This is a genomic window from Curtobacterium sp. MCSS17_015, from assembly GCF_003234265.2.
Taxonomy (GTDB): domain Bacteria; phylum Actinomycetota; class Actinomycetes; order Actinomycetales; family Microbacteriaceae; genus Curtobacterium.
This window is the reverse complement of sequence record NZ_CP126256.1, coordinates 286,182-300,282: the sequence shown is the minus strand read 5'-3', so window position 1 is coordinate 300,282 and position 14,101 is coordinate 286,182. Positions and strand designations below refer to the sequence as shown.

The window sequence follows — 14,101 nt, the reverse complement described above, 5'->3', positions numbered from 1 at the left end:
CGGCCCGGCGGACATCCTGCCGCCTCCGGAGGCGCGAGACGTCCGCCGAGCCGAGGCTCGCCGCGGGTCAGCCGGCGACGCTGACGGTGCCGTCGGCCGCGTAGGTGACTTCGTACGTCACAGCACGGCCGTCGGGCGCCGTCACCACGACGGGCCGGGCGCCGGCACCCGCGGAGCCCGGGAACGCCCGGAACTCGAGCGCCTCGTGGTAGTCGTGGTCCGGCCGGTCGGTCCGCGTGGACAGCGGGAGCACGGCGCCCTCGCGGACCCAGAGCGGCAGCGTGTCGAAGCCGTGCCGCTCCCGCCGCCAGACCCCGCCGGCGACGACCTCGCCCGTGAACCAGTTCGTCCACGAGCCGGCGGGCATCCAGTACTCGACGTCGCCGGTCTCGCTGAACACCGGCGCGACGAGCAGGTCCGCGCCGAGCATGTACTGCCGGTCGCAGTACGCCGCGGTCGGGTCGTCCGGGAACGCCAGCGGCATCGGGCGCATGACGGGGATCCCCCGCGCCGACGCCTCGAGCCCGGCCGCGTACAGGTACGGCATCAGCCGGAGCTTCAGTTCGGTGAAGACCCGCGTGACGTCGACGGCCTCCTCGTCGAACGCCCACGGCACCCGGTAGGAGCTGCTGCCGTGGAACCGGCTGTGCGACGACAGCAGCCCGAACTGCACCCAGCGCTTGAAGACGGCCGGGTCGGGCATCCCCTCGAACCCGCCGATGTCGTGCGACCAGAAGCCGAAGCCGGACAGCGCGAGCGAGAGCCCGCCGCGCAGGGTCTCGGCCATCGACGGGAACGACGAGGTGTTGTCGCCACCCCAGTGCACCGGCATCTGCTGCCCCCCGGCCGTGGCCGAGCGGGCGAACAGCACGGCGTCGCCCTTCCCGCGGGTCTCCTCGAGCACCTCGAACACGGCCTGGTTGTACAGCTGCGTGTAGAGGTTGTGCATGCGCTCGGGGTCGCTGCCGTCGGCGTAGACGACGTCCAGGGGGATGCGCTCGCCGAAGTCGGTCTTGAAGCAGTCGACACCCTGCTCGACGAGCGCCCGGAGCTTCGCCTGGTACCAGGCGGTGGCCTCGGGGTTGGTGAAGTCGACGAGCCCCATGCCGGCCTGCCACAGGTCCCACTGCCAGACGGTGCCATCGGGGTTCATCACGAGGTACCCGGCATCGGCCGCCTCGTCGAACAACTTCGACGCCTGCCCGATGTACGGGTTGATCCAGACGCAGACCCGCAGGTCCTTGTCGTGCAGGCGCCCGAGCATGCCGGTGGGGTCCGGGAACACCCGGGGGTCCCACTCGAAGTCGCACCAGGTGAACTCGCGCATCCAGAAGCAGTCGAAGTGGAACACCGACACGGGCAACTGGCGGGCGGCCATCTCGTCGACGAACGAGGTCACGGTCGCCTCGTCGTAGTCGGTCGTGAACGAGGTCGACAGCCACAGCCCGTACGACCAGGCCGGCACGTGTGCCGGGCGACCGGTCAGCGCGGTGTACCGCTCGAGCACGCCCGCGGGGGTGCCGCCGCCGATGACGTGGAAGACGAGTGACTCCCCCGGCACCGAGAACTGCACGCGCTCGACGGTCTCGGACCCGACCTCGAAGGACACGTGTCCCGGGTGGTCGACGAGCACGCCGTAGCCGCGGTTCGTGAGGTAGAACGGCACGTTCTTGTACGCCTGTTCGCTCGACGTGCCGCCGTCGGCGTTCCAGATGTCGACGGTCTGCCCGTTCTTCACGAGCGGCCCGAAGCGCTCCCCGAGTCCGTAGACGAGCTCCCCGACGCCGAGGTCGAGCTGCGCGTGCACGAACGTGTCCGACGCGGGGGCGTCCGCGCCCTGGACCCGGGCGTTGCCGACGACCCCGCGGGACACCTCGGCCCCGGGCTCGAGCGTGACGTACCCGAGCGACTTGTGCCCGGAGCCGGTCAGGACCCGCCCCTCGGACAGGAACCGGAGGTCCCACGGCGCTCCGGGCGTGACGACGGCCGACAGGTCGCCCGAAGTGAGGATCCCGACACCGTCCTCGACCGTGACGGAGCCGTGCCCCGCCTCCTGGCCGACCAGGTCGAACGACAGCTCGGGTCGGCGACCGCGGTGGTGCTCGACGCGGACGGTGACGACGCCCTCCATGGGGCTGGACAGCGCGACGGTGAGGGTCGGACGGTTGAGGGTGTCGCCCCGCGACGCGATGACCTTGGTCGGCGCCGTGACGACCAGGCGGTCACCCTCGGGCGACTGCCGTGCGTCGATGTCGTACGCCTCGGCGGCGTACACGGGGTGGACTCCGGGCCTGAGCTGCCAGAACCCGTCGGTGAACTTCATTACTTGACCGCTCCTGCCGTGATGCCGCGCGCGAGCGTGCGCTGGAAGATGAGGAAGAACACGAGCGTCGGGATGAGCCCGAGCAGGGCCGAGGCGCTCGTGGTCGTGACGTCCATGAGCCGGTCGCCCTGCAGCAGGGAGATCGCGACGGGGACCGTCTGGTTGTCGTTGCTGACCAGGAAGGTCAGCGGGATGAGGAACTCGTTCCACGTCCAGATGAAGAAGAAGATGAGCAGGACCGACAAGGTCGGGCGGCTGATCGGGACGATGACCTGCCAGAGCACCCGCCAGCGGCCCGCGCCGTCGAGCGCCGCTGCCTCGAGGATCTCCTTCGGGAAGGTGCCGTACACGCTGGAGAGCAGGTAGGTGCCGAACGCGGACTGGATCACCGTGAAGACGATGATGACGCTCCACACGTTGTCGTACAGTCCGATGCCCTTGAACATCATGTAGAGCGGGTAGAGCAGGACCTCCTGCGGCAGCATGTTCGCGAGCATGAACAGCACGACGATCCAGGTGCGGTAGCGGACCCGGCCGATGCCGATCGCGAACGCGTTGAGGATCGAGATGAGCACCGCGAGCAGTGCGACCATGCCGCTGATGAACACGCTGTTCCAGAGCTTCAGCGGGAAGTCGACCCGGTTCCAGAACGTCGTGATGCCGTCGAAGGACAACTGGGACGGCCAGGCGAGCGGCCCGCCGGCGGCGTAGTCCGCGGGCGTCTTGAACGAGTTGAGCAGGATGAGCAGGAACGGCGCCGCGATGAGCACCGCGATGACGATCCCACCGGCGAGGACGACCCAGTCGGAGGGCCGCTTGACCCCACCCTCACCGGGCCGCTTGCGCGGCTTCGCCGTCGTCGGCCGGGAGCCCCGTCCCGCGTCCGCGGTGACGGTCGCCCTGGTGTCGGGTGCGGACACGGTCATCGTGCCTCCTCCTTGCGTTCGGCCCGGTTCTGGGCGGCGATGAACCCGATGGCGACGATGACGATGACGACCGTCAGCGCGGTGGCGATGGTCGCGCCGTACCCGACCTGCTGCGCCTGGAAGAACTGGCTGTACGAGTAGTAGCTCGGCACGATCGTGGCGTTGCCGGGGCCGCCGCCGGTCAGGGCGTAGACGGGACCGAACACCTTGAGTGCCGCGATCGTGCAGGTGAGGACGACGACGAAGATCTCGGGCCGGATGATGTGGACGGTGATGGAGCGGAAGCGCTGGAACCAGTTGGCGCCGTCGAGCTCGGCTGCTTCGTAGAGCTCCGGGTCGACGCGCTGCAGTGCCGCCATGAACACGACGACCGGGTAGCCGATCTGCACCCAGACGAGGACGACCGCGACGGAGAGCAGTGCGGTGTCCGGGCTGCCGAGCCAGTTGTGCTGCAGTCCGGAGAGCCCGACCGCGCCGAGGACCGCGTTGAGGGCACCGTTCTCGGGGCGGAGGATCCACCCGATGACGATCGCCGCGATGACGGCCGGCAGGATCTGCGGCAGGTAGTACGTGGCGCGGAGGAAGCTGGCGAGCTTGCCGCCGAACTTCTTGCCGATGACGTCGAACAGTGCGGCGGCGAGGACGAGCCCGAGGCTGGTCGGCACGATCACCATCGCGAGGATCATCACGATGCTGTTCCGGAACGAGATCCAGAACTGGCCGTCCGCCATGAGCCGGCGCCAGTTGTCGAGGCCGGTGAACTGCGGCGGCAGGATCCCGCGGTAGTTCGTGAACGACAGGTACACGTTCCAGCCGAGCGGCACGAGGATGATCGCGGCCAGCAGGACGAAGCCGGGCAGCAGGTAGAACCAGTAGCTGCCGCGGCCGGAGGCGGGCATGATCGCGCCGTCGTCGCTGCGGCGGGGGCGGGGGACGCGGCCGCGGAGCGGCGCGAGCGGAGGACTGGACGCCATCGTCGGGCTTCCCTTCCGGGGAGGTGGGGGTCTGCGGGGTGAGGGGGCCGGGAGGCGCGGATCACGTCGGATGTGATCCGCGCCTCCAGGCAGATGGTCGCGTCGCGACCCGTTCTGCGGCGCAGCAGGGTCAGCCGGTGACGGCCTTCACGCCGTCGGCGTACTGCTGGCCGAGTTCCTCGTTGACCTGTTTCGGCGAGCTGCTGCCGTTCAGGACGCTCTGCAGGCCGGCGTTCAGCTGGTCGTAGAAGGTCGAGGTGGGCCAGTCGGGGTAGAACGCCAGGCCGTCACGCTCGGTGAGCGTGTTGAAGTTGGCGATGAGTTCCTTGCTCTTCTCGTCCGTGATGTCGGACTCGGTCGCCGCGACCGGGACGCCACCGTTGTTGCCGATGATCGCCTGCATCTCCGGGCGGAGCGTGATGTCGATGAACTCCTCGGCGAGCGTCTTGTTCTTCGCCTTGGTCGGGACGACCCAGAGGTTGCCCGACGAGCCGGGCGACATCTCGGCGCCGGGGTAGAGGAACGTGCCCCAGTCCTGCTGCATCTCGGTGCCGAAGCGGCCGTACCACCACGAGCCGGAGAAGAACATCGGGTACTTGCCGCTGATGAAGGCGGTGCCCGCGTCCTCGGCCTTCATGCCGGTGGCGTCCTTCGAGATGTAGCCCTTGTCGGTCCAGTCCTGGATCGTCTTCGTGGCGTACGAGATCTGCTCGTCCGAGAAGTCGACCGGGTTCTTGTACAGCTGGTAGTCGTCGACCCAGCTCCGGTCGGCCTTGGTCAGCGCGAGCTGGTACCAGAGCTGGCCGAGCGGGTACTCCGCTGCCGACTCGGCGAGCGGCGTGACGCCCTTCGACTCGAAGGTCGCCATCGCGTCCTCGAGGTCGGCCTCGGTCGTCGGGACCTCGACGCCGTACTTCTCGAAGAGCTCCTTGTTGTAGTAGAACTCGACGTACTCGCCGTAGTCGGGCACGCCGTACCAGGAGCCGGAGCCCATCACGCCCTTCTCGTCGTACCGGGCCGTGGTCTGCAGCGACTTGGCCAGCTTGTCGTCCCAGCCGTACTTCTCCACCGCGTCGTCGAGCGGGCTGAGCAGGCCCTGGCTGGCGAGCAGGCCAGCCGTGGCGTTGCCCTTGTTGTACTCGATGAGGTCCGGGGCCTGATCGGAGTTGAGCGACTGGCTGGCCGTCTTCCGGATCTGCTCGAAGCTCTTCTCCTGGAACTCGACCTTCGCGCCGGTCTCCTCCTCGAAGACCTTGATCGACTCCTTCCAGGCCTTGCCCATGGCGGAGTCCTCGGACTCGAAGTGCCAGAGCTTCAGGGTCTTGCCGTCCTCGTTGCTGCGGTCGTCGGCGCTCCCGCCGGCCGAGCAGCCGGTGAGGACGACGGCGGTCGCGGCGAGCCCGGCGAGTGCGCCGAGCAGGCGTGACTTCTTCATGTCGCTACTTCCTTGTAGGTGGTTTCGGGGCTGGGTTGGTCGTGACGATCGAAGCGCTTCGACGATGGGCGGACGAAGGCGACGACCGATCGGGGCCGGTCAGTGCACCGGCCGGATGGACCCGCGGTCGATGAACCGCGGTCGGAGGAGGGTGACACCCGGTTCACGGGCACCGTCGACCTGACGGACGGCGCCCTCCACGGCGCCGCGGCACATCTCCTCGAGCGGGAGGGGGATGGTGGACAGGGGGACCTCGAGCGCGTCGGTGTCGTAGCTCGCGCACGCGGCGAGCACACTGACGTCCTCCGGGACGCGGACGCCCCGGGACACGAGGTGGGCGAGGACGGCCTCGACGACGGGCTCGTTGCAGTGGAACACGAGTGCCGTCATGTCCGGCAGTCCGGCGAGCAACTCGTCGGCGGCCGCGCGCTGGTCGGCACGGTCGAGGGACGGGTACAGCGCGAGCGTGGCGATGCCGGCGGCCCGGCACTCGTCCTCGAACGCGTCGGCGAACCGGCGGATGAAGCCCGTGTGCCGCTCCACGTACGTGGCGGGGTGGCCGATGACCCCGATGCTCCGATGCCCGGCGGCGGCGAGTTCGCGGACCGAGGTGCGGCCGGCCTCGGCGAAGTCCAGGTCGATGCACGTCAGGCCCGTGGTGTCACCCGGGACGCCGACGAACGCCGCTGCGGCACCCGAACGGCGCACGACCTCGGCCCGCTCGTCGTCCGTGGACACCCCGAGCACGACGACCCCGTCCACCAACGAGCTGTCGACCACGCGACGGATGCCGGTGACCTCGTCGTCGCGGGCGAGCAGGAGCACGTCGTCGTCGTGCGCCCGTGCGGCCTCGACGACCGCGGTGACGAAGCGCATGTGCGTCGGCAGGTGCGCGTCCTCCCGGATCGGGGCGGACAGGGCGAGGATGTTCGTGCGGGCGCCGGCGAGCATCCGGGCGCCGGCGTTCGGGCGGTAGTCGAGTTCGGCGACGGCCTGGTCGATGCGCGCCCGGGTGGTGGCGGAGATGCTGCGCTTGCCGGAGAGGGCGTACGAGACGGTCGAGATCGACACGCCTGCGGCCTTCGCCACCTCGTGGATCGTCACCATGTGCGCACCTCCTCGTGCCGGTCATCGTCGCTCGCGGGTCGCCGGCGAAGGGCCGGTGAAGCGCTTCGACGAGCTCGCGACGGTGACGCTAACAGCGTCGAAGCGCTTCGCGCAACTCATTTGTTGGTCGCACGGACAAATGGAGCGCGCCATGGGGATCGACGCCGTGAGGAAGGCGGACGCCCGGCGGGCACGCGGAAGCGGACATCACGAATCGTCATCGCTCGAGCGACTTCGTGGGTCCGGCGCGGGTCTCCCTGCCAGGATCGTCCGCATGGGGGCACGCCGCACGTACGTCATGACCGCATTCGTGATCAGCACCATCGGGGCGGTGGCGCTCAGCGGGTGCACGGCCGGTGAACCAGCGCCGACGAGGACCGTGACCGTCAGCGCGACACCCCGGGCGCTGCCGCCGGGTGACACCGACATCAGTGCCGCCGCGGTGTGCGGGCAGGTGAGCGCCGTCGAGACGATAACCTTCAACGCCGCCGACGCCCGCCAGCGCGGTGCACTCGGAGACGAGGCGTACCGGTCTCGTCTCGACGCGGCACGCTTCGTCTACGAGCGGCTCCCGTCTTCCGGTGACGTCGGCACGGCAGTCGCCGCGCTGCAGACGTGGCTGACGGACCACCCGGCCAGCGGTTCGGCGCTCGCGCTCGATCCGGACGACGCGGAGTTGCAGGACGCCATCCAGTCCGTCGGAGCGGCCTGCAGCGCGGCGGGTTCGCCGGTCAGCATCTCGGCTGCGTCCGGCGGCTGACGAGCAGACCGTCCCGGCGGCCCGTCCGTCTGCCGCCCGCCGCCTCCGTGGGAGCCGGGTCGCGCATCCGCTCGCACCGGGTGTGTCGATCGGGCCGTATCCTTGCCCCTTGCTCGTCGCCTTGCGGGAACGACGCGGTTTCGAGCACGGCGACATCGCGGTCGGGCCCGTCGCCACGGAAGGAACTGCAATGAGCATGGAGAGCGCGGCCTGGAGCTCGCTGTACAAGATCTCGACCGCTCGGGACGGCAAGCACGGGTTCTCTCGTGAATCCGTCCGGCGGATCCTGACGTTCGCCGTGCCGTACCGGGCGAAGCTGGTGGTCTTCATCGCCCTCTCCGTCGTCGGGGCCGTGCTCGCGGTGGCGACGCCGGTGCTCGCCGGCCGGGTGGTCGACGTCATCGTGGCGCAGGGCGCGGTCACCACGATCGTCTGGCTCGCCGTCGTCATCGCGCTCGTGGCCGTGGGCGACGCCGTCGTGTCACTCGTGACGCGCTGGTACTCGGCGCGGATCGGCGAAGGCGTGATCCTGGACCTCCGCACCGCCGTCTTCGACCACGTGCAGAAGATGCCGATCGCGTTCTTCACGCGTACGCGGACCGGCGCCCTGGTCAGCCGCCTCAACAACGACGTCATCGGAGCGCAGCAGGCCTTCAGCGGCACGCTCTCCGGCGTCGTCACGAACCTCGTGGCGCTGGTCCTCACCCTGTCCGTCATGCTCAGCACCTCCTGGCTCGTGACGGTGCTCGCGGTGGTCATGCTCCCGGTCTTCCTGATCCCCGCGCGCCGCATGGGCAGCCGGTTGGCCGCACTGCGCCGCGAGGCCGCCGACCACAACTCCGCCATGAGCACGCAGATGACCGAGCGCTTCTCGGCGCCCGGCGCGACCCTCGTCAAGCTGTTCGGCCGGCCCGGCGAGGAGTCCGAGGAGTTCCGCGTCCGCGCCGCCCGAGTCCGCGACATCGGGGTCCGGACCGCGATGCTGCAGTTCGTGTTCGTCACCGCGCTGACGCTCGTGTCCGCCCTCGCCCTCGCGCTCGTGTACGGGCTCGGGGGCTTCCTCGCGCTCGCCGGCCAGCTCGACACCGGTGCGGTGGTGACCCTGGCGCTCCTCCTCACCCGCCTCTACGTGCCGCTGACCAGCCTCGCGAACGCATGGGTCGAGATCATGAGCGCGGTGGTCAGCTTCGAGCGCGTCTTCGAGGTGCTGGACCTCGAGCCGCTCATCCAGGAGAAGCCCGACGCCGTCACCGTTCCCGCCGGTCCGGTGGCCGTCGAGTTCGACGACGTCCGTTTCGCCTACCCGTCCGCGGACAAGGTGTCCCTCGCCTCCCTCGAGGAGGTCGCCACGCTGGACACCCGCGGCGGCGAGGAGGTGCTGCACGGCGTGTCCTTCCGGATCGAACCGGGGCAGACCGTCGCCCTCGTCGGGACCTCCGGGGCCGGTAAGTCCACGATCGCGCAACTCCTTTCGCGCCTGTACGACGTCGACAGCGGTGCCGTGCGCCTCGCGGGGACGGACGTCCGCGACGTCACGTTCGCCTCCATGCGGCACACCATGGGCATGGTGACCCAGGACGGCCACCTCTTCCACGAGACCATCGGCGCCAACCTGCGGCTCGCGAGGCCCGAGGCGGCGGACGACGAGGTGTGGGACGCCGTGCGCCGTGCGCGGCTCGAACCGCTCATCCGGTCCCTGCCGGACCAGCTGGACACCATGGTGGGTGAGCGCGGCTACCGGCTGTCCGGCGGTGAGCGCCAGCGGATGACCATCGCGCGGCTCCTGCTCGCGCAGCCGCGCGTCGTCATCCTCGACGAGGCGACGGCGGCGCTGGACTCGACGTCGGAGGCCGCCGTGCAGGCGGCACTGAGCGAAGCGCTCGAGGGCCGGACGGCGATGGTGATCGCGCACCGTCTCTCCACCATCCGCAGCGCGGACATGATCCTCGTCGTCGAGGACGGCTCGATCGTCGAGCGTGGGACGCACGAGGAACTCCTCGCCGTCGGCGGGCGGTACGAGGAGTTGCACCGGACCCAGTTCGCCGTGCAGAAGGACGTCGCGGCGGAGGAGACGCACTGAGCCGTTCCTGACCGCCGTCCGCTCTGCCATGCTCAAGACATGTCGGACGGGTCCACCCGTGCGGGCACGTGGTGGCGTCGCGGGAGGTCGGCGCGACCGTGGCTGCATGCCCTGATGGCCGCGGTCATCGGGATCGGAGCGGCGCACGTCGCGCACGTCGGCGATGTCCTGGTCCTCGTCACCGGCATCGTCGGCCTCGTGGCGCTGCTGGGTGCGGCAGCCACCACCTGGGTCGCCCTCGCCGTGGTGGCCGTCGTCGTGACCGGCAGGACCAGGACGGCATGGCTGGGCCTGCCCGCGCTCGTCGTGGTGCCCGCGGTGCTCGTCGTCGACGTCCTGCCCGGTGTCCACGGTGCGGTCGGGCGTGCCACCGCGAGCGGCGCCGCCGAACTCGACGTGACACCATCGCCGCTCCTGTACCTCGTCGGCGCCGTCCTCGCGGCCGTCCCCGCGCTCCTCGTCCATCCCGGCCGCGCTCGAGTCGTCGGCCTCGTGGCGTCGGCGGCGGGGGCGACCGCGATCGTCGTGCTCGCCGCCGTGATCGGCGTGCAGGCCCACCAGCGCGGTGTCGAACGCGACCAGGAGGCCATCGAGCGTGCGCAGACCGCGATCGGCGCCGACTTCCGGCCGGTCACCGTCGCCCCTTCCGGCTACGGCTCGATCCACGAGGCGAACATCGAGAAGCGCCTCCCCGGGTTCCTGCAGGTGTTCACGTCACCGGCGTCGAAGGGACACGCCCCCGGACAGACGAGCGGCGACGACCTCACCGTCGTCACGATGGCGGCGGACACTCCCGTCTGCGGTCGCTCCGTCGAGGGGGTCGGCAGCGACGGCGGATCCGAGGTCGAGGCCTCGTGCACGGCCAGCGCCGGGTTCGGCCGCCGGACGAGTGCCCACGGGCAGGAGGTCTCGGCGGTGGTCGGGGACACCCTCGTCGCGGTCAGCGCGCGGTCCGAGGTGGACGTCAGCGTCCTGGAGGACGCCGTGCGCTCAGCGGAACCGATCGGGGACCAGGCGTACCGGCACGTCCTGCTCGGCGACGGTGACGAGTACACCGACGAGCTCGATGGCAACCGCTGCCCAGTCACCGGCGCGGTCTGCGGCTGACGCCCGTCCTCACCGAGGCGCGGTGGACCGCATGATCGACACCGCAGCGCTGACCAGCTCGGCGTTCGACCCGACGACGGACCCGTCCTCGGCCACCGTCGTGTCCTCGAGCCCGGTCCGGATGCTGTCACCGTGCGCGACCGCTCGCCGCATGATCGTCCACGAGGCGGTCCCGATCCCGTGGTGCAGTTCCGGCAGGCCGACGTCGGCGGTGGCCAGCAGGGCCTCCATCTCGGTCGAGAGCGCGATCGCGTCGGCCGGGTCCTGCTCGAGGGGTTCGACGACGAGTCGCGCGAACCGGGACCAACCCCCACGGCGGAGGAAAGCGCGGACGTCGTCGACGCTCAGGACGCACGCCTCGATCCCGACCCCACGCGTCACGAGCAGCGCGCTGATGTCGTCGATGCCCGATTCGCCCTGGTTGGCCGCCACGAGGTCCGGCAGCTCCGTCCGCCCGTCGACGAGGCGCAGACGCGAGGCGGCGCGATCTCGTCGGGGGTCCGCGGCACCGCGGGGTGGGTGACGTCGCCGGTCCGGGCGACCTGGAGCTCGATCACCGTGCCGAGCCTACGGACCTCGTGCTGCGACGGCCGGCTGCCAGGTCAGGAGGCCGCGGATCAGCGGAGGAGCAGCGAGTGTTCAGGAACGGGGCACGTGGCCATCAACTCGCCGACTCGGCTGTGTTCGCGCAGCCAACTCTCGAGGCCCTGGTCGAGGTAGCCCGCCAACGCAAGGAGAACTGCGTGCGCTTCGCCGAGCGGAAGACGCACGATGGAGCCATCAGCGTTCTTCTCCCCCGGCAACGGGACGCCCCAGATGATGTGCTCGTGGTGCGCGATCCTGTTCCGGAGTGCCTGCACGCGACGTGCCGCTGTCTCGACGAGCGCGCGGTCGAGAGCTCTCACGTTCGGGAACGCGTACCGCAGAGCCGGCTTCCAGAGGGTCGTGTCGTAGATCCGGCGCTGCCGATTCGGGCCTTCGCCCTGCCAGGTGCCGCGTCCCAGGATCTTCACCCAGAAGCCGAACATCAGCGTCGACACGAGTTTCCCGTGCACGACCTCGTCGGGTTGCGTGAGGCGACCGAGTCGAGCCACCCGCCACGCATCCTTCACGAGTCTGAGTGTGTCGTCATCGAGGATGTCGACGCGGCTGAACCACTGCAGACCGTGTGCGGCAGCGAGTTCCCGAGCCATCGCGGACCGCATCGCGACCTCCAGTGTGCCGAGGTCATCGAACACCGCCAACCCGACTGACGCCGCCCATCGGTACAGCTCTATGGCGTCGACGCCGCGCCACGGCATGCAGTCTCGTACGGCGCCAACCTCGGCGCCGGAACCGTGGCCTTCAGTCGTTGTATGGGTCTCTCCGGTTGCACAGCGGACTCCGGCGACCTAATCTAGCGACACAGCCCCCGGCGCAGCGCACGCAAGTGTGACGGCCGGGGTTCTTCGTTCCTGCACACCCGCACCCGCCGGAGGCGGTTGGCGAAGTCGCCCTTGGCATCGAGCATCAGCATGCGGCGGAGCGCTTCCCTGGAGTGTCTCTCGGCGCGGAGCGCGATGTGCTGCGGCCCGTCCGCAGCTACGTGAGCGGGACCGGTGCCGGCCGGGAGGCGCGACTCGCGACCTCGACGACGGCATGCGTCCGCCCCGCGGTCGCGATGGACTCCATGACGTCGAGCACGTGGAACGCCAGGGCACCGGAGGCCCGGTGCGGCTCCCCCGAGGGGATCGCTCGCGCCATGTCCGCGAGGCCCACCCCGCGCCCGGCGTCCCGGTGCCCGGCGAGTTCCGGCAGCTCCCGGAACGTGCGGTCCTCCGCGGTGGCGATGCGGGTGGGGTCGGAGAACCGGTTCGGGTCGGCGACCGACAGTGACCCGGCGGTGCCGTGCACCTCGAACAACGGTGCCTCGGTCGCCCAGACCTCGAACGACACCGTCATCGTGGAGACGACCCCGCCCTCGTGTTCCAGGACCGCGACGACGTGGGTGTCGACGTCGACCGGCAGGACCTGGCCGGCGTTCGGTCCGGTGGCGACCGTGCGCTCCCGGGTCGAGCGGGTCGTGGTGCCGCTGACGCGCACGACGGAGCCGAAGAACGTGACGAGGCTCGTCAGGTAGTACGGGCCCATGTCGAGCAGCGGGCCGCCGCCGGGCTGGTAGTAGAAGCCGGGTGCGGGGTGCCAGAGCTCGTGGCCGGGTGCGCTCCACGACACCGCCGCCCCCACCGGTGTGCCGATGCGCCCCTCGTCGAGCGCGGCACGGGCGGTCTGGATGCCGGTGCCGAGCACGGTGTCCGGCGCGCTGCCGACCCGCAGGCCCGCGGCCTCGGCGGCGGCGAGGACGGGCGCGGCTTCGGCAGTGCTCAGTGCGAGCGGCTTCTCCCCGTAGACGTGCTTGCCGGCGGCGAGCGCCCGGAGCGCCACGTCGGCGTGCGCAGCCGGGATCGTCAGGTTGAGGACGACGTCGACGTCATCGGACGCGAGCAGCTCGTCGACCCCGAGCGCCTGCACGCCCTGTTCGGCGGCGACCGCAGCAGCGCGGGCGGTGTCGAGGTCGGCGACCGCGGTGAGCCGGAGGTCCGCCAGCGACGGGAACTGCTCGAGGTACTGCCGGCTGATGTTGCCGACTCCGACCATGCCGACGCGGAGGGGTGCGGTGCTCATCGGGCTGCCCACAGCAGACCGCGCTCGATGATGGTCCGGACCGGCTGCGACTCCACGATCTCGATCCGGTGCCCGGGCGCCGAGACGAAGATCCGCCCCTTCCCCCACTGCCGCGTCCAGATCGCCGGCGAGGTCACCGGGCGGTTCCAGGCGTCCCAGCTCCGTGCCTCTTGGGTGGTGGTGGCGAGGACGTCGTCGTACTCGTCGCTGAGCACCCAGTACTGCTCGCTGACCAGGTCGAAGTCGCCGATGCCCTGCGTGATCGGGTGCTCGCGGCCGAGGGCCGTCATGTGCACCGTGTACGGGATGTAGTTGTCCGACTGCTCCCCCACGCGCTCGTCCGGGTGCTTGCCGGCGTGGTGGGCGAACTGGCCGCCGATCATGTGGAGGTAGTCGGCGTTGGCGCGGTACGAGTCCGCGATGCCGCCGTGCCACCCGGCCATGCCGGTGCCGGCGAGCACCGCCCGCTGCAGACCGGCGAACTCCTCGTCGGCGATCGTCGACATCGTGTTCACCTGCACGACCAGGTCGGTGGCGTCCATGACCGCCTGGTCGGCGTAGACGGCGGTGCCCTCCTCGACGCGCACGTCGAAGCCGTGGTCGCGGAGGAACGGGATGAAGAGCTCGGTGGTCTCGACGGGCATGTGCCCGTCCCAGCCGCCGCGGACGACGAGTGCCTGGCGTTGCATGGATGCAGCTCCTGAGGGGAAGGGGTCGGTCATCGG

At 70.3% G+C, this 14,101-nt stretch carries 12 protein-coding genes; 3 read left to right on the top strand and 9 right to left on the bottom strand.

The genetic code is table 11. The features are described from left to right. Positions 1–67 precede the first annotated feature (67 nt). The 5 genes from yicI to DEJ18_RS01375 form a co-directional block, all read right to left on the bottom strand. Positions 68–2,323, bottom strand: a complete 2,256-nt coding sequence (gene yicI / locus DEJ18_RS01395) for an alpha-xylosidase (protein ID WP_111211426.1) — start codon at positions 2,321–2,323, stop codon at positions 68–70. Beyond that, positions 2,323–3,249 carry a carbohydrate ABC transporter permease gene (locus tag DEJ18_RS01390; RefSeq protein WP_111211425.1) on the bottom strand — a complete coding sequence of 309 codons (927 nt, stop codon included), beginning with the start codon at positions 3,247–3,249 and terminating at the stop codon, positions 2,323–2,325. Before DEJ18_RS01390 ends, yicI begins: the two co-directional genes overlap by 1 nt. After that, positions 3,246–4,148: a carbohydrate ABC transporter permease gene (locus DEJ18_RS01385; RefSeq protein WP_181434279.1), complete on the bottom strand. Its 903-nt coding sequence runs from the start codon at positions 4,146–4,148 to the stop codon at positions 3,246–3,248. The genes DEJ18_RS01390 and DEJ18_RS01385 overlap by 4 nt, the downstream gene beginning before the upstream one ends. A gap of 205 nt (positions 4,149–4,353) precedes the next feature. Beyond that, entirely contained in the window at positions 4,354–5,658 is a 1,305-nt protein-coding gene (locus tag DEJ18_RS01380; RefSeq protein WP_111211423.1) for an ABC transporter substrate-binding protein, read from the bottom strand. Positions 5,659–5,757: 99 nt separating this feature from the next. Beyond that, positions 5,758–6,765 (bottom strand): LacI family DNA-binding transcriptional regulator, encoded by a 1,008-nt coding sequence (locus DEJ18_RS01375; protein ID WP_111211422.1) that lies wholly within the window; start codon positions 6,763–6,765, stop codon positions 5,758–5,760. Between the two features lie 274 nt (positions 6,766–7,039). Here DEJ18_RS01375 and DEJ18_RS01370 point away from each other — a divergent pair, with 274 nt between their 5' ends. The 3 genes from DEJ18_RS01370 (at position 7,040) to DEJ18_RS01360 (ending at position 10,712) form a co-directional block, all read left to right on the top strand. Beyond that, positions 7,040–7,525 (top strand): hypothetical protein, encoded by a 486-nt coding sequence (locus tag DEJ18_RS01370; protein ID WP_111211421.1) that lies wholly within the window; start codon positions 7,040–7,042, stop codon positions 7,523–7,525. 190 nt (positions 7,526–7,715) lie between these two features. Further along, positions 7,716–9,605 carry an ABC transporter ATP-binding protein gene (locus DEJ18_RS01365; protein WP_111211420.1) on the top strand — a complete coding sequence of 630 codons (1,890 nt, stop codon included), beginning with the start codon at positions 7,716–7,718 and terminating at the stop codon, positions 9,603–9,605. A 39-nt stretch (positions 9,606–9,644) separates the two neighbouring features. Beyond that, positions 9,645–10,712 (top strand): hypothetical protein, encoded by a 1,068-nt coding sequence (locus tag DEJ18_RS01360; protein ID WP_146241632.1) that lies wholly within the window; start codon positions 9,645–9,647, stop codon positions 10,710–10,712. Between the two features lie 9 nt (positions 10,713–10,721). Here the strand turns inward: DEJ18_RS01360 and DEJ18_RS01355 are convergent, their stop codons facing one another. From DEJ18_RS01355 to DEJ18_RS01340, 4 genes are all read right to left on the bottom strand, one after another. After that, positions 10,722–11,144 (bottom strand): 3-keto-5-aminohexanoate cleavage protein, encoded by a 423-nt coding sequence (locus DEJ18_RS01355; protein WP_111211418.1) that lies wholly within the window; start codon positions 11,142–11,144, stop codon positions 10,722–10,724. Between the two features lie 185 nt (positions 11,145–11,329). Continuing rightward, positions 11,330–12,013: a hypothetical protein gene (locus tag DEJ18_RS01350; RefSeq protein ID WP_111211417.1), complete on the bottom strand. Its 684-nt coding sequence runs from the start codon at positions 12,011–12,013 to the stop codon at positions 11,330–11,332. A gap of 280 nt (positions 12,014–12,293) precedes the next feature. Next, complete coding sequence (locus tag DEJ18_RS01345; protein WP_111211461.1) at positions 12,294–13,376, bottom strand: Gfo/Idh/MocA family protein; 1,083 nt, start codon at positions 13,374–13,376, stop codon at positions 12,294–12,296. Then, positions 13,373–14,065, bottom strand: coding sequence for a ThuA domain-containing protein (locus tag DEJ18_RS01340; RefSeq protein WP_111211416.1), 693 nt, complete (start codon positions 14,063–14,065; stop codon positions 13,373–13,375). Before DEJ18_RS01340 ends, DEJ18_RS01345 begins: the two co-directional genes overlap by 4 nt. Positions 14,066–14,101 lie beyond the last annotated feature (36 nt).

What these genes read in the sequence shown, in the direction of transcription:
- yicI (WP_111211426.1), bottom strand. Translation starts at nt 2,323, where the DNA reads ATGAAGTTCACCGACGGGTTCTGGCAGCTCAGGCCCGGAGTCCACCCC.
- DEJ18_RS01390 (WP_111211425.1), bottom strand. Translation starts at nt 3,249, where the DNA reads ATGACCGTGTCCGCACCCGACACCAGGGCGACCGTCACCGCGGACGCG.
- DEJ18_RS01385 (WP_181434279.1), bottom strand. Translation starts at nt 4,148, where the DNA reads ATGCCCGCCTCCGGCCGCGGCAGCTACTGGTTCTACCTGCTGCCCGGC.
- DEJ18_RS01380 (WP_111211423.1), bottom strand. Translation starts at nt 5,658, where the DNA reads ATGAAGAAGTCACGCCTGCTCGGCGCACTCGCCGGGCTCGCCGCGACC.
- DEJ18_RS01375 (WP_111211422.1), bottom strand. Translation starts at nt 6,765, where the DNA reads ATGGTGACGATCCACGAGGTGGCGAAGGCCGCAGGCGTGTCGATCTCG.
- DEJ18_RS01370 (WP_111211421.1), top strand. Translation starts at nt 7,040, where the DNA reads ATGGGGGCACGCCGCACGTACGTCATGACCGCATTCGTGATCAGCACC.
- DEJ18_RS01365 (WP_111211420.1), top strand. Translation starts at nt 7,716, where the DNA reads ATGAGCATGGAGAGCGCGGCCTGGAGCTCGCTGTACAAGATCTCGACC.
- DEJ18_RS01360 (WP_146241632.1), top strand. Translation starts at nt 9,645, where the DNA reads ATGTCGGACGGGTCCACCCGTGCGGGCACGTGGTGGCGTCGCGGGAGG.
- DEJ18_RS01350 (WP_111211417.1), bottom strand. Translation starts at nt 12,013, where the DNA reads ATGCCGTGGCGCGGCGTCGACGCCATAGAGCTGTACCGATGGGCGGCG.
- DEJ18_RS01345 (WP_111211461.1), bottom strand. Translation starts at nt 13,376, where the DNA reads ATGAGCACCGCACCCCTCCGCGTCGGCATGGTCGGAGTCGGCAACATC.
- DEJ18_RS01340 (WP_111211416.1), bottom strand. Translation starts at nt 14,065, where the DNA reads ATGCAACGCCAGGCACTCGTCGTCCGCGGCGGCTGGGACGGGCACATG.